Source organism: Streptomyces sp. NPDC101152, assembly GCF_044768275.1.
In the GTDB taxonomy this organism is placed as follows: domain Bacteria; phylum Actinomycetota; class Actinomycetes; order Streptomycetales; family Streptomycetaceae; genus Streptomyces.
The window spans coordinates 34,015-58,268 of sequence record NZ_JBIWPO010000012.1 but is presented as its reverse complement, the minus strand read 5'-3'; the positions used below and the strand labels follow the sequence as shown (position 1 = coordinate 58,268).

Sequence of the window (24,254 nt, the reverse complement as noted above, 5' to 3'; positions counted from 1 at the left end):
TCAGGGCATGCCGAAGGGCCCCGTCCGAACACCGGACGGGGCCCTTCTGGCGCGCTGTGGCGGGCGCGGCGACAAGCAGTGATCAGTGGTGGCCGTGGCCGCTCGTGATCTCCTTGTACTCCTCGACGGTCGGCTTCGGGATCTGGGACTCCTCGCCGTAGTACGCCTCGCTGAGCTTGGCGCGCAGCTTCTCGGAGCCCTTGACCTTGCGCTCGACGCCGTTCTCGTCGACCGTCGGGCCGATCTCGTGCGGGCGGTACTGCTCGTGCGCCGTGAGGGTGTGCAGCGCCTCCTGACTGAGCGGCTCGTGGACCTCGATGAACTCACCGTGCGGCAGGCGCTTGATGATGCCGGACTCACGGCCGTGCAGCACCTTGTCCCGGTCCCGGCGCTGCAGGCCGAGGCAGATCCGCTTGGTGGCGACGAAGACGAGGACCGGCACGACGAAGAAGCCGATGCGCACGAACCAGGTGACCGCGTTGAGCGACAGGTGGAAGTGCGTGGCCCACAGGTCGTTGCCGCCGCCGACCATCAGCACGAAGTACCAGGAGATCCACGCGGCACCGAACGCGGTACGCGTCGGGGCGTTGCGCGGACGGTCCAGGATGTGGTGCTCGCGCTTGTCGCCGGTGACCCAGGACTCGATGAACGGGTAGACCGCGATCGTGACCAGGACCAGCGGGAAGATCACCAGCGGGATGAACACGCCCAGGACGAGCGTGTGGCCCCACAGGTTGATCTCCCAGCCCGGCATGGCGCGGATCAGGCCCTCGGAGAAGCCCATGTACCAGTCGGGCTGGGCGCCGGTGGACACCTGGTCCGGACGGTAGGGGCCCATGGCCCAGATCGGGTTGATCGAGGCGATCGCGGCGATCGCCGTGATGACACCGAAGACCAGGAAGAAGAAGCCGCCGGCCTTCGCCATGTACACCGGCAGCAGCGGCATGCCGACGACGTTGTTGTTCGTCTTTCCGGGGCCCGCGAACTGCGTGTGCTTGTGGTAGAAGACCAGGATCAGGTGGCCGACCATCAGACCGAGCATGATGCCCGGCAGCAGCAGGATGTGGATCGAGTAGAAGCGGGCCACGAAGTCGCCGCCCGGGAACTCGCCGCCGAAGAGGAACATCGACAGGTACGTGCCGACGATCGGCACGGACAGGATCGCGCCCTCCATGAAGCGGACACCGGTGCCGGAGAGCAGGTCGTCCGGGAGCGAGTAACCGGTGAAGCCGGTGAACATGCCCAGGACGAGCAGCAGGAAGCCGAAGACCCAGTTGACCTCACGCGGCTTGCGGAACGCGCCGGTGAAGAACACGCGCATCATGTGCACGAACATGCCGGCGAGGAAGATCAGCGCGGCCCAGTGGTGGATCTGCCGGATGAGCAGACCACCGCGCACCTCGAAGGAGATGTGCAGGGTCGAGTTGAACGCCTCGGACATCATCTGTCCCTGCAGCGGGACATAGCTGCCGTGGTAGACCACCTCGTTCATCGACGGGTGGAAGAACAGCGTCAGGTACACACCCGTGAGGATGAGGATGATGAAGCTGTACATGCACACTTCGCCCAACATGAACGACCAGTGGTCGGGGAAGATCTTGCGCATGTTGGTCTTGGCCAGGGAGTAGATCCCCAGCCGGCCGTCGGCCCAGTCGGCGACGCGCTCGCCGGCTGGCGCTTTGCCGCGCCGGGCCCCGGTGGTGGTGTTGGTGCTCATCCGCGCTCCCAGAATGCAGGACCGACGGGCTCTTCGAAGTCGCCGAGCGCCTCGAGGTAGCCCTGGTCGTTCACGCCGATGCGCAGCTGCGGCAGGGCGTGACCGGCGGGGCCGAAGATCACCCGGGCACCGTCGGAGAGGTCGAAGGTGGACTGGTGGCAGGGGCACAGCACGTGGTGCGTCTGCTGCTCGTACAGGGAGATCGGGCAACCGACGTGGGTGCAGATCTTCGAGTACGCCACGATGCCCTCGTGCGACCACTCGAGTTCGCGCTTGTCCTTGATGTTGTCCGGCTGGAGCCGGACGATCATCAGGGCGGCCTTGGCGATCTCGGTCTGGAAGTTCTCGTCCTTCTCCTCCAGGCCCTCGGGCTTGGCGAAGGTGAGCGAGCCGACCGCGACGTCGGAGGGACGCAGCGGCTGGTTGGTGTTCATGTTGACGAGCAGCTTGCCCTTGGACCACAGCGTGTGGCGGAGCTTGGTCCCCGGCAGCGGGCCGAGGTCGCGCAGCAGCATGACGCCGGAGAGCGGGAACAGGGCCAGCGCGCCGAACATGGTGTTGCGGATCAGCTTGCGGCGGCCGAGCGCGGACTCCCTGGCGCCGTCCCGGAAGTCGGCCATGACCTTGGCCTTGACCTCGGGCGAGGCCTCGATCGGGTGCCGCTCGTCGGCGATCTCCACGTCGGACATCAGGGTGCGGGCCCAGTGGACCGCACCTGCGCCGATGGAGAACAGCGCGAGGCCCAGGGTGAGGCCGAGCGCGAAGTTCAGCGCGTTGATGTGACCGATCGGGAAGACGAAGATCGCCTTGTCGTGCGGGATCGCCACGTAGGAGGCGATGAAGCCGACCGTCGCCAGCATGGACACCGTGAACAGCATGGCCACCACACGCTCGGACCGTTTGGCGGCCCGCTCGTCGATGTCCTGGATCCGGTGCTCGTGCGGGGGAAGACCGGGATCCGCGAAGGGGTCCTTGTCGTCCGCGACGCTTACCGCGCCGTGCGCGCCCTGCTCTGCAGGCAGGTTCTCTTCTGGAATGTCGTGGCTACTCATGACTTCTTGGCCTTTGCGGTCCGAGCGGCGACCCAGACGGCGACCGCGATCAGCGCGCCGAGTCCGAAGATCCAGGCGAACAGGCCTTCGGAGACCGGGCCGAGTCCGCCCAGCTCAAGGCCGCCGTTGCTCACGGTGTTGTCTCCGTTGACCGCGTGCAGGTACGCGATGATGTCCTTCTTGTTCTGCTCCGACAGCGTGGTGTCGGGGAACGACGGCATGTTCTGCGGGCCGGTCTGCATGGCCTCGTAGATGTGCTTCGGGTCGACGCCCTCGAGGCTCGGCGCGTACTTGCCGTGCGTCAGCGCACCGCCCTTGCCGGTGAAGTTGTGGCACTGCGCGCAGTTGGTGCGGAACAGCTCGCCGCCCTTGGCGATGTCGGCACCGTCGGGGCCGTACTGCGCCGAGGTCGGAATGGACGGGCCGGCGCCCAGCGAGGCGATGTACGCCGCGAGCTGGTCGATCTCGGCCTGCGTGTAGATGACCTTCTTGCGCGGGATCTGCGCGCCCGGCTGCTGGGCCGGCATACGGCCGGTGCCGACCTGGAAGTCGACGGCTGCGGCGCCCACGCCGACGAGACTCGGACCGTTGGAGGACCCCTGCCCACCGGTTCCGTGGCACGTTGCGCAGCCCACGGAGTAGAGCTTCTTGCCCTCGTCGATGGCGAGGGACTGGGCGGTGTCGTCGGCCTTCGCCTGGCTCGCGGGCGCGAGCGTGGCGTACAGCCCCCCGGTGCATGCCAGCGCGAGGAGTAGGACGACGAGCGCCGCCATGGGATGGCGTCGTCGTGCGGAGAGCTTTTTCACGGATTACCCCGGTGTCAGGATCTTCTGCGTCGATGCTTGTGGGATGTGCGCCGTGCGGGCGCACGCGGGACGGGGCCCGGCTACTTGATCAGGTAGATCGTGGCGAAGAGGCCGATCCACACGACATCGACGAAGTGCCAGTAGTAGGACACGACGATGGCCGCGGTCGCCTGTTCGTGCGTGAACCTCTTGGCCGCGTAGGTGCGGCCGAGGACGAACAGGAAGGCGATGAGGCCGCCTGTCACGTGCATGCCGTGGAAGCCGGTGGTCAGGTAGAACACCGAGCCGTACGGGTCGGAGGACAGGGAGAGCCCGTCCTTCTTCACCAGCTCCGTGTACTCGTAGATCTGACCGCCGATGAAGATCGCACCCATCACGAACGTGACGATGAACCAGCCCCGGAGCTTCTTCACGTCCCCGCGCTCGGCGGCGAAGACGCCGAGCTGGCAGGTCAGGGAGGAGAGCACCAGGATCGTGGTGTTGGTCGCGGAGAACGGAAGGTTGAGATGACTCGCCATCTCCTTCCAGTGAGCCGGACCGGTCACCGATCGCAGGGTGAAGTACATCGCGAAGAGGGCCGCGAAGAACATCAGCTCGGAACTCAGCCAGATGATGGTTCCGACGCTGGTGAGGTTCGGCCGGTTGACCGACGGGTGCGCGTGCCCGGTATCTACTGTCGTTGCTGTCGCCACGACCGACATTATGTCGGTCGCTTATCCCGCCCTCACTCCGGGGGGTGCCGTTCGGAGTGTTGCTCCCGTTCGTACCGTGGTTGACGTGGTGTTGAACGGAGTAACATCCGCCGCAACGGGCCTTTCCGTACGACGAAGACGTCTCGGAGGAACAATGCAGCCGACCGCCACGGTGCTGGTCTACAGCGACGACTCCACCACCCGCGAACAGGTCCGGTTGGCGACCGGGCGCAGGCCGGCGCCGGACGTCCCCGTCGTCGAGTTCGTGGAGTGCGCGACGCCGGCCGCCGTCCTCACGGAGCTGGGCAAGGGCGGCATCGACGTCTGCGTCCTGGACGGCGAGGCCGTGCCCATGGGCGGCATGGGCATGTGCCGGCAGATCAAGGACGAGGTCTTCGACTGCCCGCCGGTGCTACTGCTGATCGGCCGTCCCCAGGACGCGTGGCTCGCCACGTGGAGCCGCGCGGACGCCGCTGTGACGCTCCCTGTGGACCCGGTGGAGTTCGCCGCGGCCCTCGCGTCCCTGCTACGGCGCAAGAGCCTCCAGCAGAGCGCCTAGCCGTACGGGTGCCGCAGCGCTGGTGCCGCGGCGTTAGAGGCTTTCCGGTCGCAGCCGGGCCCGTTCCGACGGGCTCGGTCCGTCCGGGGTGTCGGCCACCAGGGCACTGCCGCTGCGCCACTTCTGCCACGCCAGGTTCCAGTCGCCGAAGCCGTTGCCGAAGGGCTCCATGGTGTTGCCCTGGGAGTTGACGACCTTCACCACGTCGCCGGTCTCCACGTGGTTGAAGAACCACTCCGCGTTGGACGTGCTCATGCCGGTGCAGCCGTGGCTGACGTTGGCGTATCCCTGCGAGCCGGTCGACCAGGGCGCGGCGTGCACGTACTCGCCGCTCCAGGTGACCCGGGTCGCGTAGTAGACCGGCAGGTCGTACGAGTCCGAGGAGCCCTCGGCGATGCCGACGGTGCTGCTGCGCATCCGTACGTAGTACTCCTTGCCCAGGACCACCTTGACGCCGTTGCGGGTCTCGAAGCCGGGCTTGCCGGTGGTGACCGGGATCTGGTTGATCTCCTCGCCGTTCTTGTACACGGTCATCGAGTGCGCCGATGCGTCGGTGACGGCGATGACGCTGTCGCCGATGGTCAGCTTCAGCGGCTTGGACTTCGCGCCCCACAGCCGGTCGCCGATCTTGACGCCGTCCAGGTCGCTGTGGACCTGCACGGTGGCGTGGGCGGGCCAGTAGTCCTTGGGGCGGTAGTGGAGTTCCTTGTCGTCCACCCAGTGCCAGGCGCCCTGCACGGCGGGCACGGAGTCGACCCTGAGGGACCGTTCGACGAGGGCCCGCTGCGCCCGGTCCGAGACGGGCTTGTCGAGTTTGGCGGTGACTGGCTGGCCGACGCCGTACATGCCCGAGTCCGGGCCGAGGCTGACCTGCAGCCGCTTCTTGGTGGTCGGCTTGCTGGTCACGAAGGTGAGCACCTTGCGGCCGGGCGCGCCGTCGCCGTCCTCGGTGCTCACGCGCACCGTATAGCGGGCGTCCGCGGCCAGCGGAGAGGTGCTGTGCCAGCGGGAGCCGTCGGCGGAGAGTTCGCCCGTCAGATAGCGGCCGGTGGCGTCCACGGCGGTGACGTCGGTGATCCGGCCGTCCTCGGCGGTGACCTCGAGGGGCTTGTCGGGGTCGGCCTTCTTGCCCTCGGCTGCCGGGCCGGTGAAGGAGAGCTGGTCCGTCGCGTCGTACGGCTTGGCGGTCAGCGGGTTGCCGCCGCCGCTGCAAGCGGTGCCGCCCGCGCCGAGGGCGATCACCAGCAGCGTGCAGCTGACGACGGTGCGGGTGCGCGGAGTGTGGTTCATGAGATTGACGCTAGGGAGCGGTGTCAATCATGGCGCGCTGGGTGACTCGTACGAGGGACGGCGATTGCGGCAAATGCCGGAGCCCGGACCCTCCTGACGGAGTGTCCGGGCTCCCTGAGCGCTCTGCGTGTGCTACTGGGTGCGGTTCTCACCGCGGTAGTACTCGAAGACCCAGCCGTAGAGACCGATCAGGATGATCGGCGCCGAGAAGTAGAGCAGCCACCAGCCGATCGCGATCGACAGGAAGGCGAGGGCGCCACCGATGCCGAGGGCGAGCGGCTGCCAGCTGTGCGGGCTGAAGAACCCGACCTCGCCGGCCTCGTCCGCGACGTCGGCCTCCTTGTTGTCCTGCGCGCCCACGTCGATCCGCCGGGCCGTGAAGCCCAGGTAGAAGCCGACCATGATGCTCAGACCGAAGGCCAGGAAGAGGGCCGTGGTACCGGCCGGCTCCTTCGACCACACGCCATAGACGATCGCCATGACGAGCAGGAAGACGCTCAGCCACATGAACATCTTGCCCTGGATCTTCACTTGCCGGCCTCCTTGCCACCAGCGAGGGCCTTGTCACCGTGAGGCGCGTTCTCGAGCTGGTCGAGAGCGGCGATCTCCGGGTGGTGCAGGTCGAACGCCGGCGATTCGCTGCGGATGCGCGGCAGGGTGAGGAAGTTGTGCCGCGGCGGCGGGCAGGACGTCGCCCACTCCAACGACCGGCCGTAGCCCCACGGGTCGTCGACGCCGACCGGCTTGCCGTACTTGGCCGTCTTCCACACGTTGTAGAGGAACGGCAGGATCGACAGGCCGAGCAGGAACGAGCCGATCGTGGAGACCGTGTTCAGCGCGGTGAAGCCGTCGGCCGCCAGATAGTCGGCGTACCGGCGCGGCATGCCCTCGGCGCCCAGCCAGTGCTGCACCAGGAACGTCGTGTGGAAGCCGATGAACAGCGTCCAGAACGTGATCTTGCCGAGCCGCTCGTCGAGCATCTTGCCGGTCATCTTCGGCCACCAGAAGTGGAAGCCGGAGAACATCGCGAACACCACGGTGCCGAAGACGACGTAGTGGAAGTGCGCCACCACGAAGTACGAGTCGGAGACATGGAAGTCCATCGGCGGCGAGGCCAGGATGACGCCGGTCAGACCACCGAAGGTGAACGTGACGAGGAAGCCGGTCGCCCAGAGCATCGGGGTCTCGAAACTCAGCGACCCCTTCCACATCGTGCCGATCCAGTTGAAGAACTTCACGCCGGTCGGGACCGCGATGAGGAACGTCATGAAGGAGAAGAACGGCAGCAGCACACCGCCGGTGACGTACATGTGGTGCGCCCACACCGTCACCGAGAGGCCGGCGATGGCGATGGTCGCGCCGATCAGACCCATGTAGCCGAACATCGGCTTGCGGGAGAAGACCGGGATGACCTCACTGATGATGCCGAAGAACGGCAGGGCGATGATGTACACCTCTGGGTGGCCGAAGAACCAGAAGAGGTGTTGCCACAGCAACGCTCCGCCGTTGGCCGAGTCGAAGACGTGTGCCCCGAATTTCCGATCCGCCTCCAGCGCGAACAGCGCGGCGGCGAGGACGGGGAAGGCGAGCAGGACCAGCACCGCGGTCAGCAGCACGTTCCACACGAAGATCGGCATGCGGAACATCGTCATGCCGGGGGCGCGCATGCAGATGATCGTGGTGATGAAGTTGACCGCGCCGAGGATGGTGCCGAAGCCGGAGAAGGCCAGACCCATGATCCACATGTCGGCGCCGACGCCCGGGGAGCGGACCGCGTCCGACAGCGGGCTGTAGGCGAACCAGCCGAAGTCGGCCGCGCCCTGCGGGGTGAGGAAGCCGCCGACCGCGATGGTCGAGCCGAACAGGTAGAGCCAGTAGGCGAACATGTTCAGCCGCGGGAACGCCACGTCCGGGGCGCCGATCTGCAGCGGCATGATCCAGTTCGTGAAGCCGGCGAACAGCGGCGTCGCGAACATCAGCAGCATGATCGTGCCGTGCATCGTGAACGCCTGGTTGAACTGCTCGTTCGACATGATCTGCAGACCGGGCCGGGCGAGTTCGGCGCGCATCAGCAGCGCCATGACGCCGCCGATCAGGAAGAACGCGAACGACGTGACGAGGTAGAGCGTCCCGATCGTCTTGTGGTCAGTGGTGGTGAGCCACTTGATCACGACGTTGCCGGGCTGCTTGCGCCGGACCGGCAGCTCGTCCGCGTAATGCGTTCCCGCTGCCGCGGCACCCTGGGGTTCGTTGAGGATGCTCACAGGTTGTTCGTCTCCCGGTTCTTCTCGTGGCTCGTCTGCGCGATGCCGGCGGGAACGTAACCGGTCTGCCCCTTCTTGGCGAGGTCCTTGAGGTGCTGCTGGTAACGCTCCGGGGAGACGACCTTCACGTTGAACAGCATCCGGGAGTGGTCGACGCCGCACAGTTCCGCGCACTTGCCCAGGAACGTGCCCTCCTTGTTGGGGGTCACCTGGAAGGAGTTGGTGTGGCCCGGGATGACGTCCATCTTCATCAGGAACGGCACCACCCAGAAGGAGTGGATGACGTCACGCGAGGTGAGGACGAAGCGGACCGTCTCCCCCTTGGGCAGCCACAGCGTGGGGCCCGGGTTGCCGGTCTGGGGGTTGCGCGTGGCGGGCGTGCCGACGTCGTACACACCGCCGGCGTTCGCCGGGAAATCGTTCTTGAACCGGTCCGGAATGGCCGCCAGGTTCTGGTCGGTCTTCGCGTCGCCCGCCACACCGGGAACCGGCGTCACGTAGTTGAAGCCCCAGCTCCACTGGTAGCCGACGACGTTGATGGTGACGTCGGGCTTCTTGTCCGTGAGACTGAGGATCTTCGACTCGTCGCGGGCCGTGAAGTAGAACAGCACCGAGACGATGATGAGCGGGACCACCGTGTACAGCGCCTCGATGGGCATGTTGTACCGGGTCTGCGGAGGAACCTCGATCTTGGTGCGGCTGCGCCGGTGGAAGATCGCACTCCAGATGATCAGACCCCACACCAGCACGCCGACGGCGAGCGCGGCAGCCCAGGAGCCCTGCCACAGGGAGAGGATCCGCGGAGCCTCTTCCGTGGTCGGGGTGGGCATACCAAGGCGGGGGAAGTCCTTGTATGTGCAACCGGTGGCGGTCGCCAGGACCAGGCCCGCGGTCATTGCCTGCAGCAGCTTCCGCCGCATCGGGCGCCGCGGCGAGCGGTCGGAGCCGTTGGGACTCACGTAGCGCCTTCCCGAGAGTCTCGCCCGCGCGGTCGGCTGCGGCCTGCCTTCTCATCTGGTCGGTCGCCGCCCTGCGTCGGGCAGGGGTTTGGATGTTTATGCGGACCAAACCCTAGCCGACGCTCTCCGAGGGTTCGCGGGGAGGGGGGCCTAGTGTGGAGGTGGGTTCGCTGGTTTGGCGGCTGCGGGTTGTTTGTGGCTGGTCGCGCCCCTCGGCGGAGCCGCCAATGTCACCGCCCCGCGCCCCTTGGGTCCGCTGCCGCGAGGGACGTCATAGCGTTTGCGTATGTCCTATTTCGACGCTGCATCCTCCGCTCCTCTCCATCCCGTCGCTCGTCAGGCGCTGTTGGCCTCGTTGGACGAAGGGTGGGCTGATCCTGCGCGTCTTTACCGGGAGGGGCGGAGGGCTCGGTTGCTGTTGGATGCCGCTCGGGAGGCTGTTGCCGAGGCTGTGGGGTGTCGGGTCGACGAACTGGTGTTCACCTCGTCCGGGACGCAGGCCGTGCACACCGGGATCGCGGGTGCGGTGGCCGGGCGGCGTCGGGTGGGTCGTCACCTGATCGTGTCGGCCGTCGAACATTCCTCGGTACTCCATTCGGCCGAGGTGTTCGCGGCCGGCGGTGGGGAGGTGAGCGAGGTACCCGTGGGCCGGCAAGGGGCCGTGGACCCCTCGGTCTTCGCCGCCGCACTCCGGACGGACACCGCGCTTGCCTGTCTGCAGTCGGCCAACCATGAGGTGGGGACCGTGCAGCCTGTGGAGGCGGTGGCGGAAGCCTGCCGGGCGGTGGAGGTGCCGTTGTTGGTGGATGCGGCGCAGTCCTTGGGGTGGGGGACGGTCGGTGGGGACTGGTCGCTGCTGACCGCCAGTGCGCACAAGTGGGGTGGGCCCGCCGGGGTGGGGGTGCTCGTGGTGCGGAAGGGGGTGCGGTTCGCGGTGCGGGGGCCCGCCGACGAGCGGGAGTCGGGGCGGGCTGCCGGGTTCGAGAACATCCCGGCGATCGTGGCGGCGGCCGCGTCCCTGCGGGCCGTGCGGGCCGAGGCGGCGCAAGAGGGGGTACGGCTGCGGGAGCTGACGGCGCGGATCCGTGCCCGGGTGCCGGAACTGGTGCCGGACGTGGAGGTCGTGGGCGATCCGGAGCAGCGGCTGCCCGGGATCGTCACCTTCTCGTGTCTCTATGTCGACGGGGAGACACTGCTGCACGAGCTGGACCGGGAGGAGTTCTCCGTCTCGTCCGGATCGTCCTGCACGAGCAGCACGCTGACGCCCAGCCATGTGCTGAAGGCGATGGGGGTGCTGAGTGAGGGGAATGTGCGGGTTTCGTTGCCGATGGGGACGGCCGAGGCCGATGTGGAGCGGTTCCTGGAGGTGCTGCCGGGAGCGGTGCGCGGGGTGCGGGAGAAGCTGGGGGCGCCGGTGCCCAGGACAGCGCGCCAGGAGGACGCCCTGGTCGTGGACGCCCTGGGCAAGCTGTGCCCGCTGCCCGTCATCGAGCTGGCCAAGGTCATCGGGGACGTACCGGTGGGCGGCACGGTGCGGGTGCTGGCCGACGACGAGGCGGCCCGCCTGGACATCCCGGCGTGGTGCGCGATGCGGGGGCAGGAGTACGTCGGCGAGGAGCCGGCGGACCAGGGCTCGGCCTACGTGGTCCGCCGGGTCGCGTAGCCGTTACGCCAGGTGCTTCTGGACCTCGGAGGTGGCCTCGTCGCCGTACGCCTTGGTGAAGCGGTCCATGAAGTGGCCGCGGCGCAGCTGGTACTCCTGGGTGCCGACCGTCTCGATGACCAGGGTCGCCAGCATGCAGCCGATCTGGGCCGCGCGCTCCAGGGAGACGCCCCAGGCGAGGCCCGACAGGAACCCGGCGCGGAACGCGTCGCCCACACCGGTCGGGTCGGCCTTGCGCTCCTCGTCCGGGCAGCCGACCTCGATCGGGTCCTCGCCGACCCGATCGATCCGCACGCCCCGCGAGCCCAGCGTGGTCACCCGGTGGCCGACCTTGGTGAGGATCTCGGCGTCGCTCCAGCCGGTCTTGGACTCGATGAGCCCCTTCTCGTACTCGTTGGAGAACAGGTACGTGGCGCCCTCCAGCAGTATCCGGATCTCGTCGCCGTTCATCCGGGCGATCTGCTGGGAGAAGTCGGCGGCGAAGGGGATGGACCGCGAGCGGCACTCCTCGGTGTGGCGAAGCATCGCCTCCGGGTCGTCGGCGCCGATCAGCACCAGGTCGAGGCCGCCGACGCGGTCCGCGACGGTCTTGAGCTCGATCTGGCGGGCCTCGCTCATCGCGCCCGTGTAGAAGGAGCCGATCTGGTTGTGGTCGGAGTCGGTGGTGCACACGAAGCGCGCGGTGTGCAGGGTCTCCGAGATGCGGACCGACTCGGTGTCGACGCCATGCCGCTCCAGCCAGGCGCGGTACTCGTCGAAGTCGAAGCCCGCCGCGCCGACGAGGATGGGGTTCGTGCCGAGCTGACCCATGCCGAAGGCGATGTTGGCGCCGACCCCGCCGCGGCGTACGTCGAGGTTGTCGACCAGGAAGGAGAGCGAGACCGTGTGCAGGTGGTCCGCGACGAGCTGGTCGGCGAAGCGGCCGGGGAAGGTCATCAGGTGGTCGGTGGCGATGGATCCGGTGACTGCGATGCGCACGGCGTGGACTCTCCTGTAGGGAGAAACTGGGTTGACGGTTCACGCTACCGGGTCGTACCGGAGCGCTGAAGCCGCCAAAACTACCTGATAGTAGATCTTTCTTCACAGGCCGGTGCGTGCATACCGTTCCGTTATGACGAACCTCAAGGTCCACTCCCCGGCGCCGGTCGACCTCGAAGGCGACCTCGCGTCGCTGTGGGGCGACTGCGCCCGGATGGCACCCCACTGGGCCGCGCCCGACCGGACCGACTCCCGTCCCGTTTCCCCCTCCCTCATCCACGGGGTGACGGTGCCGTCGAGGTCGGCCCGCCTGCTGGACGCGATGTCGGACTACGGCGACTGACCAGGGGGGCGGCGGCCCAAACGGCGTCCGTAGTCCCGATCGGCGCGTTTCAGGGAACCGTGCGCTCCCCCGGTGCGTCCCATCGCCGTCCCCCGTGAAGGGGATACGCGATACGACCCTCCCGCCGGCCGTTTTGACAGGGCCGGGTCAGGGTCGCAGGGACAGTGCACAGCCGAAGGAGCGATGCGGTGAACACCGAGCGACCCGACAACGACACCGCCGGCTCCGCCGAGGAGCGGGGCGACGGGGAGGAGCGGAACGCCCCGGGCGCCGAGACTCCCCCCGGTGCGGAGACCGACGGGGGCGCTCCCGAGGACGTGCAGGAGACGGGTAGGGCCTCGGGCGACCCGGAGGTTCCGGCCGCCGACGGCGACAGTGACGGTGACGGTGACGGTGACGCGGAGGGTACGTCCGCCGAAGCGGAAACCGCCGTTGAAGAGGGCGCTGCGGCTGAGGCCGACACCGACGCGCAGGACGCCGAGAGCCCCCGTGCCGAGGAGGCCGCGGAGGTTCCCGGCCCCCATGAGTCCGGTGACGCCCCCCACCCGCGCCGTCGGCGTTCCCCCCTGCTCATCGCCTCCGTGGCCGCCGCCGTCTTCCTCGTCGGCGGGGGCGGGGCCTACCTCGCGACGTCGGCCTCCGGTGGGTCCGGCGGTACGGCTCCCGGGGCGTCCGGGGACGGCGGCACCCCCCCGCCCCTCGCACTCGACGACTACGGTTCCGGCTCGGGCGGTTCGAAAGGGATCGCGCCCGGTGAGCCGAACCCGTACGGCATGAAGTACGCCGCCGACGGCAGCCTGCCGGACGGGCCGGGCTCGGCGCCCGTGTTCCGGGTGACCGGCGGGGTCACCGAGGAGCAGGTGGCCCGGCTGGCGAAGGCGCTGGGGCTGACCGGGACGCCGGTGGCCCGGGGTGAGGCCTGGCAGGTCGGAGCGAGCGGGGACGGCTCGGGGCCGAGCCTCGTGGTGAACCGGCAGGCGCCCGGCAACTGGACGTTCCACCGGTACGCGGCCGGGACCGACGACTGCCACAAGGTCACCGTCTGCACCAAGGATCCCGCCGACCCGGCGTTCGACCCGGTGACCGAGGCCGCGGCGAAGAAGGCCGCGGCGCCGGTGCTCAAGGCGGTGGGTCAGGACGACGCGAAGGTGGACGCGAGCCAGGTCATGGGCGCCCAGCGGGTGGTCAACGCCGATCCGGTGGTCGGCGGGCTGCCGACGTACGGCTGGACGATCGGGCTGACCGTCGGCGCGCAGGGGCAGGTGATCGGCGGCAGCGGGCAGTTGAGCGCCCCGGTCAAGGGGGACACGTACCCGGTGCTGGGCGCGAAGAAGACGCTCGACCTGCTCAACGCGTCGCCGGGGGCCGATCACCGGATGGGTATCGGTGGCTGTGCCACTCCTGAGCCGCTGAAGGACCGTCTGGAGGCCCCGTGCGGGCAGGGGACCTCGGCTGCCTCGCCGACGTCGGCGGCGCAGGCGCTCCCCGTCGAGAAGGCGGTGTTCGGGCTGGCCTCGCACAGCGTGGGCGGCCGCCCGGCGCTGGTGCCGTCCTGGCTGTTTGAGGTACGAAGGGCGGCCGACACCTTCACGGTCACGTACCCGGCGATCGACCCGAAGTACCTGGTCCCCAGCTCGCCGTCGGCCACGCCGACCCCGCCGGGGACGGGCGCGCCCGCCACCCGGGACATCAAGGTCGACGGCTACCGGGCCGACGGCAGGGAGCTGACCGTGACGTTCACGGGTGGGGTGTGCGGCGACTACGCCGCCAAGGCGAGCGAGAGCTCCGACAAGGTGACCGTCACGGTGACCGAGACGCCCTGGAAGGGCAAGGTCTGCATCATGATCGCCAAGGAGCTGTCGAAGACCGTTCAGTTGGCGCAGCCGCTCGGTGACCGCACGGTCGTGGGCTCGGACGGCAGGCAGATCCCGCAGGTGAAGCCGGGGGCGCTGCTGCCCGGCACGTCGGCGGGCGTGCGGTAGCGGCACAAGAGAGCGCAAAGGCGGTGACCCTCTCGGAAGGGGCCGCCGCCTTCGGCGTGTTCAGCTGTTCAGCAGCTCGGAGGCTCAGCTGAAGGAGTCACCGCAGGCGCAGGAGCCCGTCGCGTTCGGGTTGTCGATCGTGAAGCCCTGCTTCTCGATGGTGTCGACGAAGTCGATGGACGCGCCGCCCAGGTACGGGGCACTCATGCGGTCGGTGACGACCTTGACGCCGCCGAAGTCCTTCACCACGTCACCGTCGAGCGAACGCTCGTCGAAGAAGAGCTGGTAGCGCAGGCCGGAGCAGCCGCCGGGCTGAACGGCGACGCGCAGGGCCAGGTCGTCACGGCCTTCCTGGTCGAGCAGGGCCTTGACCTTCGCCGCAGCGGCGTCGGACAGGATGATGCCGTCGGTGACGGTGCTGGTCTCGTCCGATACGGACATCTACATCTCTCCCGGGTTGTACGGAGACTGCTTGCCGACTGGTCCAACCGGCAAGGCCGCGGATTCATTCCGGGCCGGCGCCTGTCTTTCGGCGTCTTCTTCATGCTCGCACACGGGATGCCGAGCGGAAAACGGCTCATGGGGATTCATGTCACATCGACGTTATGACCATCGTCAAAGTGACGTGAACCGGGTTATGATAGATAATGTCAGAACGACGAAAAGTAGAAAGGGTGCGTGCCGTGACCACCGCCCAGACCCCGGAGCTCGACGTACAGCCGACTCCGCTCGCCCTGCTGCTCCTCGGCCGGGAGGCCGACCCGAAGAGCGAGCGCGGTGTCGAGTGTCCCGGAGACCTGCCCTCGCCGTCCGACCCGGACCTGGTCGAGCGGGCCCGCGCGGCCAAGGAGAAACTCGGCGACAAGGTGTTCGTGCTCGGCCACCACTACCAGCGCGACGAGGTCATCCAGTTCGCCGACGTCACGGGCGACTCCTTCAAGCTGGCCCGGGACGCGGCCGCGCGCCCGGAGGCCGAGTACATCGTGTTCTGCGGTGTGCACTTCATGGCGGAGTCGGCCGACATCCTGACCTCGGACGACCAGAAGGTGGTCCTTCCCGACCTCGCCGCCGGCTGCTCCATGGCCGACATGGCCACGGCCGAGCAGGTCGCCGAGTGCTGGGACGTGCTGACCGAGGCCGGGGTGGCCGAGCAGGTCGTCCCGGTGTCGTACATGAACTCCTCCGCGGACATCAAGGCGTTCACAGGCAAGCACGGCGGCACGATCTGCACGTCCTCGAACGCCCAGCGGGCCCTGGAATGGGCCTTCCAGCAGGGTGAGAAGGTGCTGTTCCTGCCCGACCAGCACCTGGGCCGCAACACCGCCGTCCGCGACATGGGCATGTCCCTCGAGGACTGCGTCGTCTACAACCCGCACAAGCCGAACGGCGGGCTGACGGCGGACGAGCTGCGGGCCGCGAAGATGATCCTGTGGCGGGGGCACTGCTCGGTGCACGGCCGCTTCTCGCTGGACTCCGTCAACGACGTGCGCGAGCGCGTACCGGGCGTCAACGTCCTGGTCCACCCCGAGTGCCGGCACGAGGTCGTCGCTGCGGCGGACTACGTGGGCTCGACGGAGTACATCATCAAGGCGCTCAAGGCGGCGCCGGCCGGCTCCAAGTGGGCCATCGGCACCGAGCTCAACCTCGTACGACGGCTCGCGAACCGTTTCGCCCCGGAGGGCAAGGAGATCGTCTTCCTGGACCGGACGGTCTGCTTCTGCTCGACCATGAACCGCATCGACCTCCCGCACCTGGTCTGGACCCTGGAGTCGCTGGCCGAGGGCAACCTGGTCAACCGCATCGAGGTCGACAAGGAGACGGAGGCGTTCGCGAAGCTGGCGCTGGAGCGGATGCTGGCGCTGCCGTAAGGATTCAGTCCGATCGCGGGCGTACGAGTCCGGACTCGTAGGCGATCACCACCAGCTGGGCGCGGTCGCGCGCGCCCAGCTTGGCCATGGCGCGGTTGACGTGCGTCTTCACGGTGAGCGGGCTGACCTCGAGGCGTTCGGCGATCTCGTCGTTGGAATGGCCGCCGGCCACCTGGACGAGGACCTCGCGCTCGCGGACGGTCAGCGCGTCGAGGCGTTCGGCGCGGGCGGGGTCGCGGTCGTCGTCCGAGGCGTCGCCCTGGGCGAGGAAGCGCGCGATCAGGCCCTTGGTGGCGGTCGGCGAGAGGAGTGCCTCGCCGCCGGCCGCGACGCGGATGGCGGCGAGCAGTTCCTCGGGTTCGCTGCCCTTGCCGAGGAAGCCGGAGGCGCCGGCCCGCAGGGACCGCACCACGTAGTCGTCGACCTCGAAGGTGGTGAGGATGACGATGCGGACGTGGGCGAGGGCGGGATCGGCGCTGATCATGCGGGTGGCGGCGAGGCCGTCGGTGCCCGGCATGCGGATGTCCATCAGCACGACGTCGGCCCGCTGCTCCTTGGCCAGCCGTACCGCCTCCGCGCCGTCGGACGCCTCGCCGATCACCTCCATGTCGGGCTCGGAGTCGACGAGCACCCGGAAGGCACTGCGCAGCAGCGCCTGGTCGTCGGCGAGCAGGACACGGATCGTCATGCGCTTCCCCCGGTGGCCGTACGGGTCTTGACCGGCAGGATCGCATGGACGCGGAAGCCGCCGCCGTAGCGGGGGCCGGTGGTGAGGGTGCCGCGCAGCGCACTGACCCGCTCGCGCATGCCGAGCAGGCCGTGGCCGCCGCCGTGCTCGGGGTCCTGGTCCTCGCCGGCCCCGTCGTCGAGCACGGTGATCTCGATGTTCGGGCCGACCCGCACGACGCTGACCTCGGCCTTCGCCCGGGTACCGGCGTGCTTCTGGACGTTGGTGAGGGCTTCCTGGATGACGCGGTAGGCGGCGAGGTCGACGGCGGCGGGCAGCGTCGTGTCCTGGTCGGCGCGGGCGACCTCGACGTGCAGGCCGGCGCTGCGGAAGGTGCCGACGAGTTCGTCGAGGCGGTCGAGGCCGGGCGCGGGCTCGGTGGGGGCCTCGGGGTCGCCGGACTGGCGCAGCAGGCCGACGGTGGCGCGCAGCTCGTTGAGCGCGGAGCGGCTGGCCTCGCGGACGTGGGCGAGGGCCTCCTTGGCCTGGTCGGGCCGCTTGTCCATGACGTGAGCGGCCACGCCGGCCTGCACGTTGACCAGGGCGATGTGGTGGGCGACGACGTCGTGCAGGTCCCGGGCGATGCGCAGCCGCTCCTCGGCGACGCGGCGGCGGGCCTCCTCCTCACGGGTGCGTTCCGCCCGCTCGGCGCGCTCCCGGATGGCCTGGACGGCGGCCTTACGGCTGCGGACGGCGTCCCCCGCGGTCGCGCCGATGCCGGTCCAGGCGAAGATGGCGAGGTTCTCCTGGGCGTACCAGGGCAGCGGGCCGAAGAGCATCGAGGCGCCGGTGAGCACGGTCATCGTCAGCAGGCCCAGGCGCCAGGTGGTGGCGCGGTCGGTGCTGACGGCGACGGTGAACAGGGCGACGACGGCGGACATGGCGACCGGGGCCCGCGGGTCGCCGACGACGCACTCGACCAGGGAGACCGCGCCGGTGAGGGCGAGGACCGTCCGTGGGACGCGGCGGCGGAAGACCAGGGCGAGGGCGCCGAGGGCCATCAGCAGCAGGGCGAGCGGGTCGGGTGTGCGCAGTCCCCAGCTGACGCCGTTCTTCCCGTGCGGGTCGACGAAGGAGCCGGCCACCATACAGACGAGCACGCCCGCCGCCAGGGTCGCGTCCAGCGCGAGGGGGTGCGCCCTGAGGCGGCAACGGGTGCGTTCGAGGGTGGTGCTCACGCTTGAACAGTAAGGGGCGGCCGCCCAGGCCGGAATGCCTGGTGGCCGTACCGTGACGCCGCCCGGGAACAGGTAGCTGCTACTACCCCGGGATGAGCCCGTCGTCGCTCAGGAGGTCGCGGACCTCCTCCAGGGTCGCGTCCGCGGAGGGGAGGATCAGTTCGGAGGGTTCCAGGGAGTCGTCGGGCAGGGGCGTGCCCACTTCCCGGACCTTGGCCAGGAGGGCCGCCAGGGTGCGGCGGAAGCCGGGGCCGTCGCCGTTCTCCATCTCCTTGAGGAGGTCGTCGTCCAGCTTGTTGAGTTCGGCGAGGTGGCTGTCGGCCAGCCTCACCTGTCCCTCCCCCATGATCCGCACGATCATGTCGCTCATGTCGGCCTCCTCGGGGTGACCCCTACTGCTTGTCGAAGCGTGGGGTGTCCTGTGGCTGCTGCTGGGACTGAGCCTGCCCTGTGCCGCCCTCGATCGCCTGCTGGGGCGAGCCGCCGGCCAGCTCCGCCTTCATGCGCTGCAGCTCCAGCTCCACGTCCGAGCCGCCGGAGATCCGGTCCAGCTCGGCCTGGATCTCGTCCTTGTGCAACCCGGACGGGTCGTCGAGGGCGCCCGAGGCGAGCAGCTCGTCGATGGCGCCGGCGCGGGCCTGCAGCTGGGCGGTCTTGTCCTCCGCGCGCTGGATCGCCAGCCCGACGTCGCCCATCTCCTCCGAGATGCCGGAGAAGGCCTCGCCGATCCTGGTCTGGGCCTGGGCGGCGGTGTAGGTGGCCTTGATGGTCTCCTTCTTCGTACGGAAGGCGTCCACCTTGGCCTGCAGGCGCTGGGCCGCGAGGGTGAGTTTCTCCTCCTCGCCCTGCAGGGTCGCGTGCTGCGTCTCGAGGTCGGTGACCTGCTGCTGGAGCGCGGCACGGCGGGAGAGCGCCTCGCGGGCGAGGTCCTCACGGCCGAGCGCCAGCGCCTTGCGGCCCTGGTCCTCCAGCTTGGTGGACTGGGACTGGAGCTGGTTGAGCTGCAGTTCCAGACGCTTGCGGCTGGTCGCCACGTCGGCGACCCCGCGGCGCACCTTCTGAAGCAGCTCCAGCTGTTTCTGGTACGAGTAATCGAGGGTCTCGCGCGGGTCCTCGGCCCGGTCAAGGGCCTTGTTCGCCTTCGCGCGGAAGATCATCCCCATACGCTTCATGACACCGCTCATGGGCTTCGCGCGCCCCCTTCTGACGGACTTCCAGCTCCAGCTCTGCGACAGAACCCACAGTACGGGCCCTGCATCCATTGACGCACTGTTCCGGGACGGATGCGCTCATCCCCAAGGACGACTGCTCCGGCCGCCGCTCCGGCGTAGGGAGTAGGTGTCCCCCTGGGGAAACCGCCCCCTCTGTCCCTTACATGACGACTGGTGTTGCCGGATCGTTCCCCGCGGGGCTGGGGTCCAACCCCGGGCACCCCGTACCCTTGGGTTTTGTGTTCCGTAGCCGTGCCAAGGAAGAGAAGGCCGGCGCCGAGAAGGCGCCGCTGACCGACTCCAAGCAGCCCCGTGACCCGCAGGCCCCCAAGGGCCGCCCCACGCCCAAGCGCAGTGAGGCCCAGTCCCAGCGCCGCAGCGTCGCCGACACGACGCTGACCCGCAAGGACGCCTCCAAGCGCCAGCGTGAGGAGCGCCGTGCCGCCCTGGAGCGGCAGCGCCAGGCGCTGGCAGGTGGTGACGAGAGGTACCTGCCCGCCCGTGACAAGGGCCCGGTGCGCAGGTTCGCCCGCGACTGGATCGACGCGCGCTTCAACGTCGCCGAGTTCTTCCTGCCGATGGCCGTGATCATCCTGGTGCTGAGCGTCGTACGGGTGCCCGCGCTGCAGAACATCGCGCTGCTGCTGTGGCTCGTGGTGATCGTGTTCATCGTGGTCGACGCGGTCATCAGCGCCGTCCGGCTGCGCAAGGCGCTCGCTGCGCGCTTCCCCGACCAGAGCCGCAAGGGCGCCGTGGCCTACGCGCTGATGCGCTCCCTCCAGATGCGCCGGCTCCGGCTGCCGAAGCCGCAGGTCAAGCGCGGAGAGCGGCCCTGAGCACCACGTCGTTCACCGGGGGCGCGGCGGAGTCCTGGCTGAACAAGCTGGGCGGTTTGCGGAACGTCGTACGCCAGGAGCTGGTGGCCCGGCAGCTCGACGAGCAGATAGGGGGGCGGTTCCCGGTCGGGCAGCGGCTGCGGGTGCTCGACGTCGGGATGGGCCAGGGCACGCAGGCGCTGCGGCTGGCCCGGGCCGGGCACCAGGTGACCGGGGTCGAGCAGGACCCCAGGATGGTGGCGGTCGCCCGCACCGCGCTCGCCGCCGAGCCGGAGGGCATCCGGGAGCGCGTGCGGATCGTCGAGGGCGACGGCCGGGACACCGGAGTGCACTTCCTGCCGGGCAGCTTCGACGTCGTGCTCTGTCATGGCGTGCTCATGTACGTCGGGGAGCCGGACGCCCTGCTCGCCGGGCTGGCCCGGATGCTCGCGCCCGGCGGCCTGCTGTCGCTGCTGGTCCGCAACGCCGACGCGCTGGCCATGCGGCCCGGCCTGCACGGCGACTGGTCCGGCGTGCTGGCCGCCTTCGACACCGTCGCCTACACCAACCGCCTCGGGCTCGACGTCCGCGCCGACCGCCTGGAGACGCTGACGGCCACCCTGGCCGGCATCGGGGCGCCGCTGCACGCCTGGTACGGCGTGCGGGTCTTCACGGACACGGCGGCCGACGACGCGGAGCCCCCGGCGGACGTGGAGACCCTGCTGGCGGCGGAGGAGCGGGCCGGGCGGACTGATCCGTATCGCCGGGTGGCCGCGCTGCTGCACCTGTGCGGAGTACGCGGCTGAGCCGTTGGGGCGTGCACCAGGGGCCGGACATTCACCCCAAAGAGACACTCGGGGCATGGACATCACGCGTACCCGTGCCCTTCGGCTGGTCCTCCCCCTCGCCGTTCTCGCCCTGGTGAGCGGGTGCTCCGGCGCCGGCTTCCCCGGTGCGCGGGACTCGTCCACCACGCGGGCCGCGCAGGCCCTCGCCCAGCAGTCCGGCGGCGACCTGCAGAGCGAGTACCAGCGGGTGATCAAGGACGTGCTGCCGTCGGTCGTGCAGATCCAGGCGAGCCGTGAGCTGGGATCGGGGATCGTGTACGACGACAAGGGGCACATCCTCACCAACGCGCATGTCGTCGGCAACGAGAAGACGTTCAAGGTGACGACGGCGAACAGCGAGAACACCCTCACGGCCCGGCTCGTCTCCTCCTACCCCCAGCAGGACCTGGCCGTCGTCAAGCTGGACCAGGTCCCCAGCGGGCTGAAGGCGGCGACCTTCGGCGACTCCGCGAAGGTGGAGGTCGGGCAGATCGTGCTGGCGATGGGCTCGCCGCTCGGCCTGTCCTCCAGCGTGACGCAGGGCATCGTCTCGGCGACCGGACGGACCGTCACCGAGGGCAGCAGCGACGGCGGTACGGGCGCCACGATCGCCAACATGGTGCAGACCTCCGCGGCCATCAACCCCGGCAACAGCGGCGGCGCCCTGGTCAACCTGAACGGGCAGGTCATCGGCATCCCGACGCTCGCCGCGACCGACCCGTCCTTCGGGGGCAGCGCGCCCGGCATCGGCTTCGCGATCCCGGCCTCGACGGTGAAGACGATCGCCGACCAGATCGTCAGGACCGGCAAGGTGACCGACTCGGGCCGGGCCGCGCTCGGCATCACGGGCCGGACGGTCGTCGACCAGAACTACCAGCCCGCCGGGGTCGCCGTGGTCTCGGTGAAGAGCGGCGGGGCGGCCGACAAGGCCGGGATCCAGGCCGGGGACATCATCACCAGACTGGGTGACACGGACATCACGACGATCACGTCCCTGACCGAGGCACTGGCACAGGACAAGCCGGGCGACCGGACGTCGGTGACGTTCACCCGCAACGGCAGCCAGAAGAAGGCCGACGTGACGCTGGGCCAGCAGTGACGGCGAGGGCGGCCGGCGCGGGCCGCCCCCTCGTCCGCAATGGCCGCGGGCCTACGCCTCGGCGGCGTGCAGGCTCATCGGCCCGTAGATCTCCGTGGAGTCCTCGAACAGCCGTACCTGGTCCGCGCCGCCGTCCAGCAGGGCCTTCCAGTGCTCCCCGATCCAGGACTCGGCGTCCCCCTGCGTGGTGAACTCCTCGGGCTGCACCGCGGGCGGGACCTCCGCCCCGTCGGCCTTCTCGAACCGCCACGTCCATGACGTCATCTACGCCTCCCGTATCCGATCACCTGCACAGCAGAAGGCGGATCTTGGTCCGCCTCCTGCCCTGAAGCCTAGTCGGACGGGCAACACCTGCACGGACAAGCGAAAATCACTCCCGTGGAAGTGACTCTGCTCGGTACCGGTGCCCCGGCGGGACTGCCCCGCCCCGACTGTCCCTGCGCCGCGTGTGCGGTCGCGCTCGGCGAGGACGCGCGGGCCGCCACCGCCGTGCTGGTGGACGGGACGCTGCTCCTGGACCTGACGCCGGGCGCGGCGTTCGCGGCCGCGCGCGCCGGGCACTCGCTCAGCGGCGTACGGCAGGTGGTGCTCTCCCATCCGCACGACGGGCCGCCCGTGGAGGTGCCCGCGGGGCTGCCGCAGCCCGTACGGGTGCCGGACGGGCGGGAGTTGGCGCTGCTGACGGGGCATCGGGTGCGCGCGGTGGCGATGGACGCGCCGGGCACGGGGTACGCGGTGACGGGGCCGACCGGGCAGCGGCTGCTGTACCTGCCGCCGGGGGGTGCGCCGGCGGGGCTGGAGAGCGGTAACGGCTCAGTGGTATGTGACATGGTGCTGGCCGATGTCGTGGGACGGCCGGACGCGCTCGCCAAGCTGCGTGCGGTCGGCGCGGTCGGACCGACCACGGACGTCGTCGCCGTCCACCTCGACCACGACGTGCCGCCGGGCGCCGAGTTGCGGCGCCGGCTCGCGGCCGCGGGGGCGCGGGCCGTGCCGGACGGGTCGACGCTGACCGTCGGCGTCTACGAGGACGTTCCCGACGTGCCCCGGCGCACGCTGGTGCTGGGCGGGGCCCGGTCCGGGAAGTCGGTGGAGGCCGAGCGGCGGCTGGAGGCCTTCCCGGACGTGCTGTACGTGGCGACGGGCGGCACGCGGGGCGGCGACGCCGAGTGGACCTCGCGGGTCGCCGCGCACCGGGAGCGGCGGCCGGGTTCGTGGCGTACGGCCGAGACGTGCGACCTGGTGCCGTTGCTCCGGGAGGAGGGGGCGCCGTTGCTCATCGACTGTCTGTCGCTGTGGCTGACGGACGCGATGGACTCCGTCGGGGCGTGGGACGACGCGGTGTGGGCGGACGGTGGGGAAAGTGCCTTGCGGGAGCGGGTGCGGGAGTTGACGTCGGCGGTGCGTTCGGCTCGGCGGACCGTTGTCGCCGTGTCCAACGAGGTGGGGTCGGGGATCGTGCCGTCTACGGCGTCGGGGCGGCGGTATCGCGATGAACTCGGGCGGTTGAACGCGGGGTTCGGCGCGGAGTGTGAGGCGGTGGTGCTGGTTGTCGCCGGGCAGGCGGTGGTTTTGCGGGGGTGAGGCGGCCCCGCGCCCCTATCGGGGCGCCCCGGGAGCCCGGCGTGCGATGAGAAGGTGGGTTTTCGCCAGACGCTCCGCCAGAGGGCGGGATGGGGTGACGAGTGTGCAGCCCTGCGATTTCAGGTAGGCACGCGTCTCGTCCGATGGGCGCCAAGGAGCCTCCATGACGAGGAGGCCTGCCGGACGCAGAGCGGTGACGGCCGTGCGGATTTCCTCGCTGGAAGCCGGGGCGTCAAGGACGCTGACCACGTCATAGCGGCCCCGCACCGCCGTTGCGATGTGTGGGTCCGTCAACGTGCCGACGTATGCCTCCTCGACGCGTTCCGCCGCGCGCGCGTATGCCACTCGCGGCGTCGGGTCGGTGCCGTCGAAGGACGTGTACGGGAACAGGCGTCTGGCGGTTTCGGGGAAGTCGGCGTCGCCCGTGTTGACGTCCAGCCAGCTCTCCGGCTCGGGGAGGAGGCGCCAGATCGCGCGAGCGGCCCCGCGGTGGCGGCGTCGGCGGTCGAGGTCGTTCAGGAGGGTGCGCAGACGGTGCGGGGCCGGCGGGGGGAGACGTACCGAAATCGTCACAAAAAGGAACATAAGGCGTCTCGTTGTCGGGGGCAACGATGCCGGATGCGCGTGATGGCCATGTGGC

The 24,254-nt window shown here is 69.6% G+C and carries 25 protein-coding genes; 9 read left to right on the top strand and 16 right to left on the bottom strand.

The features are described 5' to 3' along the window. Positions 1–82 precede the first annotated feature (82 nt). From ACIRVK_RS18225 to ACIRVK_RS18210, 4 genes are all read right to left on the bottom strand, one after another. Positions 83–1,717 carry a cytochrome bc complex cytochrome b subunit gene (locus ACIRVK_RS18225; RefSeq protein WP_404248092.1) on the bottom strand — a complete coding sequence of 545 codons (1,635 nt, stop codon included), beginning with the start codon at positions 1,715–1,717 and terminating at the stop codon, positions 83–85. Beyond that, the gene (locus ACIRVK_RS18220; protein WP_404248090.1) at positions 1,714–2,769 is read right to left on the bottom strand and encodes a Rieske 2Fe-2S domain-containing protein; all 1,056 of its coding nucleotides are present in this window, start codon (positions 2,767–2,769) and stop codon (positions 1,714–1,716) included. The genes ACIRVK_RS18225 and ACIRVK_RS18220 overlap by 4 nt, the downstream gene beginning before the upstream one ends. After that, entirely contained in the window at positions 2,766–3,575 is an 810-nt protein-coding gene (locus ACIRVK_RS18215; RefSeq protein ID WP_404248088.1) for a c-type cytochrome, read from the bottom strand. Before ACIRVK_RS18215 ends, ACIRVK_RS18220 begins: the two co-directional genes overlap by 4 nt. 80 nt (positions 3,576–3,655) lie before the next feature. Further along, entirely contained in the window at positions 3,656–4,276 is a 621-nt protein-coding gene (locus ACIRVK_RS18210) for a heme-copper oxidase subunit III (protein WP_404248086.1), read from the bottom strand. A gap of 145 nt (positions 4,277–4,421) precedes the next feature. Between ACIRVK_RS18210 and ACIRVK_RS18205 the strand changes: the two genes are divergently transcribed. Continuing rightward, on the top strand, positions 4,422–4,826 hold the full coding sequence (locus ACIRVK_RS18205; RefSeq protein WP_404248084.1) for a hypothetical protein: 405 nt from the start codon (positions 4,422–4,424) through the stop codon (positions 4,824–4,826). A 33-nt stretch (positions 4,827–4,859) separates the two neighbouring features. Here ACIRVK_RS18205 and ACIRVK_RS18200 read toward each other — a convergent pair whose 3' ends face one another. The 4 genes from ACIRVK_RS18200 to coxB all read right to left on the bottom strand — a co-directional run bounded on the left by ACIRVK_RS18200 (position 4,860) and on the right by coxB (position 9,339). Then, entirely contained in the window at positions 4,860–6,116 is a 1,257-nt protein-coding gene (locus ACIRVK_RS18200) for an Ig-like domain-containing protein (RefSeq protein ID WP_404248082.1), read from the bottom strand. A 132-nt stretch (positions 6,117–6,248) separates the two neighbouring features. Next, positions 6,249–6,647 (bottom strand): cytochrome c oxidase subunit 4, encoded by a 399-nt coding sequence (locus ACIRVK_RS18195; protein ID WP_404248080.1) that lies wholly within the window; start codon positions 6,645–6,647, stop codon positions 6,249–6,251. Continuing rightward, positions 6,644–8,380 (bottom strand): cytochrome c oxidase subunit I, encoded by a 1,737-nt coding sequence (ctaD, locus tag ACIRVK_RS18190; protein WP_404248078.1) that lies wholly within the window; start codon positions 8,378–8,380, stop codon positions 6,644–6,646. The genes ACIRVK_RS18195 and ctaD overlap by 4 nt, the downstream gene beginning before the upstream one ends. Continuing rightward, on the bottom strand, positions 8,377–9,339 hold the full coding sequence (coxB, locus tag ACIRVK_RS18185) for a cytochrome c oxidase subunit II (RefSeq protein WP_404248076.1): 963 nt from the start codon (positions 9,337–9,339) through the stop codon (positions 8,377–8,379). The genes ctaD and coxB overlap by 4 nt, the downstream gene beginning before the upstream one ends. A 286-nt stretch (positions 9,340–9,625) precedes the next feature. Between coxB and ACIRVK_RS18180 the strand changes: the two genes are divergently transcribed. Then, positions 9,626–11,002 (top strand): cysteine desulfurase/sulfurtransferase TusA family protein, encoded by a 1,377-nt coding sequence (locus ACIRVK_RS18180; protein WP_404248074.1) that lies wholly within the window; start codon positions 9,626–9,628, stop codon positions 11,000–11,002. A 3-nt stretch (positions 11,003–11,005) separates the two neighbouring features. On the opposite strand, the gene ACIRVK_RS18175 is transcribed toward ACIRVK_RS18180, so the two are convergent. Continuing rightward, positions 11,006–11,980 carry a carbohydrate kinase family protein gene (locus ACIRVK_RS18175; protein ID WP_404248072.1) on the bottom strand — a complete coding sequence of 325 codons (975 nt, stop codon included), beginning with the start codon at positions 11,978–11,980 and terminating at the stop codon, positions 11,006–11,008. A 133-nt stretch (positions 11,981–12,113) separates the two neighbouring features. Here ACIRVK_RS18175 and ACIRVK_RS18170 point away from each other — a divergent pair, with 133 nt between their 5' ends. After that, on the top strand, positions 12,114–12,323 hold the full coding sequence (locus tag ACIRVK_RS18170) for a hypothetical protein (protein WP_404248070.1): 210 nt from the start codon (positions 12,114–12,116) through the stop codon (positions 12,321–12,323). Between the two features lie 188 nt (positions 12,324–12,511). Next, a complete protein-coding gene (locus tag ACIRVK_RS18165) occupies positions 12,512–14,305 on the top strand; it encodes a hypothetical protein (RefSeq protein WP_404248068.1) in 1,794 nt (597 codons plus the stop codon). A gap of 84 nt (positions 14,306–14,389) precedes the next feature. Here the strand turns inward: ACIRVK_RS18165 and ACIRVK_RS18160 are convergent, their stop codons facing one another. After that, on the bottom strand, positions 14,390–14,746 hold the full coding sequence (locus ACIRVK_RS18160; RefSeq protein ID WP_030582488.1) for an iron-sulfur cluster assembly accessory protein: 357 nt from the start codon (positions 14,744–14,746) through the stop codon (positions 14,390–14,392). 242 nt (positions 14,747–14,988) lie between these two features. Between ACIRVK_RS18160 and nadA the strand changes: the two genes are divergently transcribed. Then, on the top strand, positions 14,989–16,173 hold the full coding sequence (nadA, locus tag ACIRVK_RS18155; protein ID WP_404248066.1) for a quinolinate synthase NadA: 1,185 nt from the start codon (positions 14,989–14,991) through the stop codon (positions 16,171–16,173). A gap of 4 nt (positions 16,174–16,177) precedes the next feature. Here nadA and ACIRVK_RS18150 read toward each other — a convergent pair whose 3' ends face one another. The 4 genes from ACIRVK_RS18150 to ACIRVK_RS18135 all read right to left on the bottom strand — a co-directional run bounded on the left by ACIRVK_RS18150 (position 16,178) and on the right by ACIRVK_RS18135 (position 19,262). Next, positions 16,178–16,861 carry a response regulator gene (locus ACIRVK_RS18150; protein ID WP_404248064.1) on the bottom strand — a complete coding sequence of 228 codons (684 nt, stop codon included), beginning with the start codon at positions 16,859–16,861 and terminating at the stop codon, positions 16,178–16,180. Continuing rightward, positions 16,858–18,078, bottom strand: coding sequence for a sensor histidine kinase (locus ACIRVK_RS18145; protein ID WP_404248062.1), 1,221 nt, complete (start codon positions 18,076–18,078; stop codon positions 16,858–16,860). Before ACIRVK_RS18145 ends, ACIRVK_RS18150 begins: the two co-directional genes overlap by 4 nt. A gap of 82 nt (positions 18,079–18,160) precedes the next feature. Continuing rightward, positions 18,161–18,439, bottom strand: coding sequence for a hypothetical protein (locus tag ACIRVK_RS18140; RefSeq protein WP_404248357.1), 279 nt, complete (start codon positions 18,437–18,439; stop codon positions 18,161–18,163). Positions 18,440–18,470: 31 nt separating this feature from the next. Next, entirely contained in the window at positions 18,471–19,262 is a 792-nt protein-coding gene (locus ACIRVK_RS18135) for a PspA/IM30 family protein (protein ID WP_404248060.1), read from the bottom strand. A 191-nt stretch (positions 19,263–19,453) separates the two neighbouring features. Between ACIRVK_RS18135 and ACIRVK_RS18130 the strand changes: the two genes are divergently transcribed. From ACIRVK_RS18130 to ACIRVK_RS18120, 3 genes are all read left to right on the top strand, one after another. After that, entirely contained in the window at positions 19,454–20,125 is a 672-nt protein-coding gene (locus ACIRVK_RS18130; protein ID WP_404248058.1) for a DUF3043 domain-containing protein, read from the top strand. 83 nt (positions 20,126–20,208) lie between these two features. Then, positions 20,209–20,910, top strand: a complete 702-nt coding sequence (locus ACIRVK_RS18125) for a class I SAM-dependent methyltransferase (protein ID WP_404248355.1) — start codon at positions 20,209–20,211, stop codon at positions 20,908–20,910. Between the two features lie 55 nt (positions 20,911–20,965). Then, complete coding sequence (locus ACIRVK_RS18120) at positions 20,966–22,030, top strand: S1C family serine protease (RefSeq protein WP_404248056.1); 1,065 nt, start codon at positions 20,966–20,968, stop codon at positions 22,028–22,030. 51 nt (positions 22,031–22,081) lie between these two features. Here ACIRVK_RS18120 and ACIRVK_RS18115 read toward each other — a convergent pair whose 3' ends face one another. Beyond that, positions 22,082–22,294 (bottom strand): hypothetical protein, encoded by a 213-nt coding sequence (locus ACIRVK_RS18115; RefSeq protein WP_404248054.1) that lies wholly within the window; start codon positions 22,292–22,294, stop codon positions 22,082–22,084. Positions 22,295–22,408: 114 nt separating this feature from the next. On the opposite strand from ACIRVK_RS18115, the gene ACIRVK_RS18110 reads away from it, so the two are divergent. Further along, a complete protein-coding gene (locus tag ACIRVK_RS18110; protein WP_404248052.1) occupies positions 22,409–23,614 on the top strand; it encodes a bifunctional adenosylcobinamide kinase/adenosylcobinamide-phosphate guanylyltransferase in 1,206 nt (401 codons plus the stop codon). Positions 23,615–23,629: 15 nt separating this feature from the next. Here the strand turns inward: ACIRVK_RS18110 and ACIRVK_RS18105 are convergent, their stop codons facing one another. Beyond that, the gene (locus ACIRVK_RS18105) at positions 23,630–24,187 is read right to left on the bottom strand and encodes a hypothetical protein (RefSeq protein ID WP_404248050.1); all 558 of its coding nucleotides are present in this window, start codon (positions 24,185–24,187) and stop codon (positions 23,630–23,632) included. Positions 24,188–24,254 lie beyond the last annotated feature (67 nt).

What these genes read in the sequence shown, in the direction of transcription:
- ACIRVK_RS18225 (WP_404248092.1), bottom strand. Translation starts at nt 1,717, where the DNA reads ATGAGCACCAACACCACCACCGGGGCCCGGCGCGGCAAAGCGCCAGCC.
- ACIRVK_RS18220 (WP_404248090.1), bottom strand. Translation starts at nt 2,769, where the DNA reads ATGAGTAGCCACGACATTCCAGAAGAGAACCTGCCTGCAGAGCAGGGC.
- ACIRVK_RS18210 (WP_404248086.1), bottom strand. Translation starts at nt 4,276, where the DNA reads ATGTCGGTCGTGGCGACAGCAACGACAGTAGATACCGGGCACGCGCAC.
- ACIRVK_RS18205 (WP_404248084.1), top strand. Translation starts at nt 4,422, where the DNA reads ATGCAGCCGACCGCCACGGTGCTGGTCTACAGCGACGACTCCACCACC.
- ACIRVK_RS18200 (WP_404248082.1), bottom strand. Translation starts at nt 6,116, where the DNA reads ATGAACCACACTCCGCGCACCCGCACCGTCGTCAGCTGCACGCTGCTG.
- ACIRVK_RS18180 (WP_404248074.1), top strand. Translation starts at nt 9,626, where the DNA reads ATGTCCTATTTCGACGCTGCATCCTCCGCTCCTCTCCATCCCGTCGCT.
- ACIRVK_RS18170 (WP_404248070.1), top strand. Translation starts at nt 12,114, where the DNA reads ATGACGAACCTCAAGGTCCACTCCCCGGCGCCGGTCGACCTCGAAGGC.
- ACIRVK_RS18160 (WP_030582488.1), bottom strand. Translation starts at nt 14,746, where the DNA reads ATGTCCGTATCGGACGAGACCAGCACCGTCACCGACGGCATCATCCTG.
- ACIRVK_RS18150 (WP_404248064.1), bottom strand. Translation starts at nt 16,861, where the DNA reads ATGACGATCCGTGTCCTGCTCGCCGACGACCAGGCGCTGCTGCGCAGT.
- ACIRVK_RS18140 (WP_404248357.1), bottom strand. Translation starts at nt 18,439, where the DNA reads ATGATCGTGCGGATCATGGGGGAGGGACAGGTGAGGCTGGCCGACAGC.
- ACIRVK_RS18135 (WP_404248060.1), bottom strand. Translation starts at nt 19,262, where the DNA reads ATGAGCGGTGTCATGAAGCGTATGGGGATGATCTTCCGCGCGAAGGCG.
- ACIRVK_RS18130 (WP_404248058.1), top strand. Translation starts at nt 19,454, where the DNA reads ATGACGACTGGTGTTGCCGGATCGTTCCCCGCGGGGCTGGGGTCCAAC.
- ACIRVK_RS18120 (WP_404248056.1), top strand. Translation starts at nt 20,966, where the DNA reads ATGGACATCACGCGTACCCGTGCCCTTCGGCTGGTCCTCCCCCTCGCC.
- ACIRVK_RS18115 (WP_404248054.1), bottom strand. Translation starts at nt 22,294, where the DNA reads ATGACGTCATGGACGTGGCGGTTCGAGAAGGCCGACGGGGCGGAGGTC.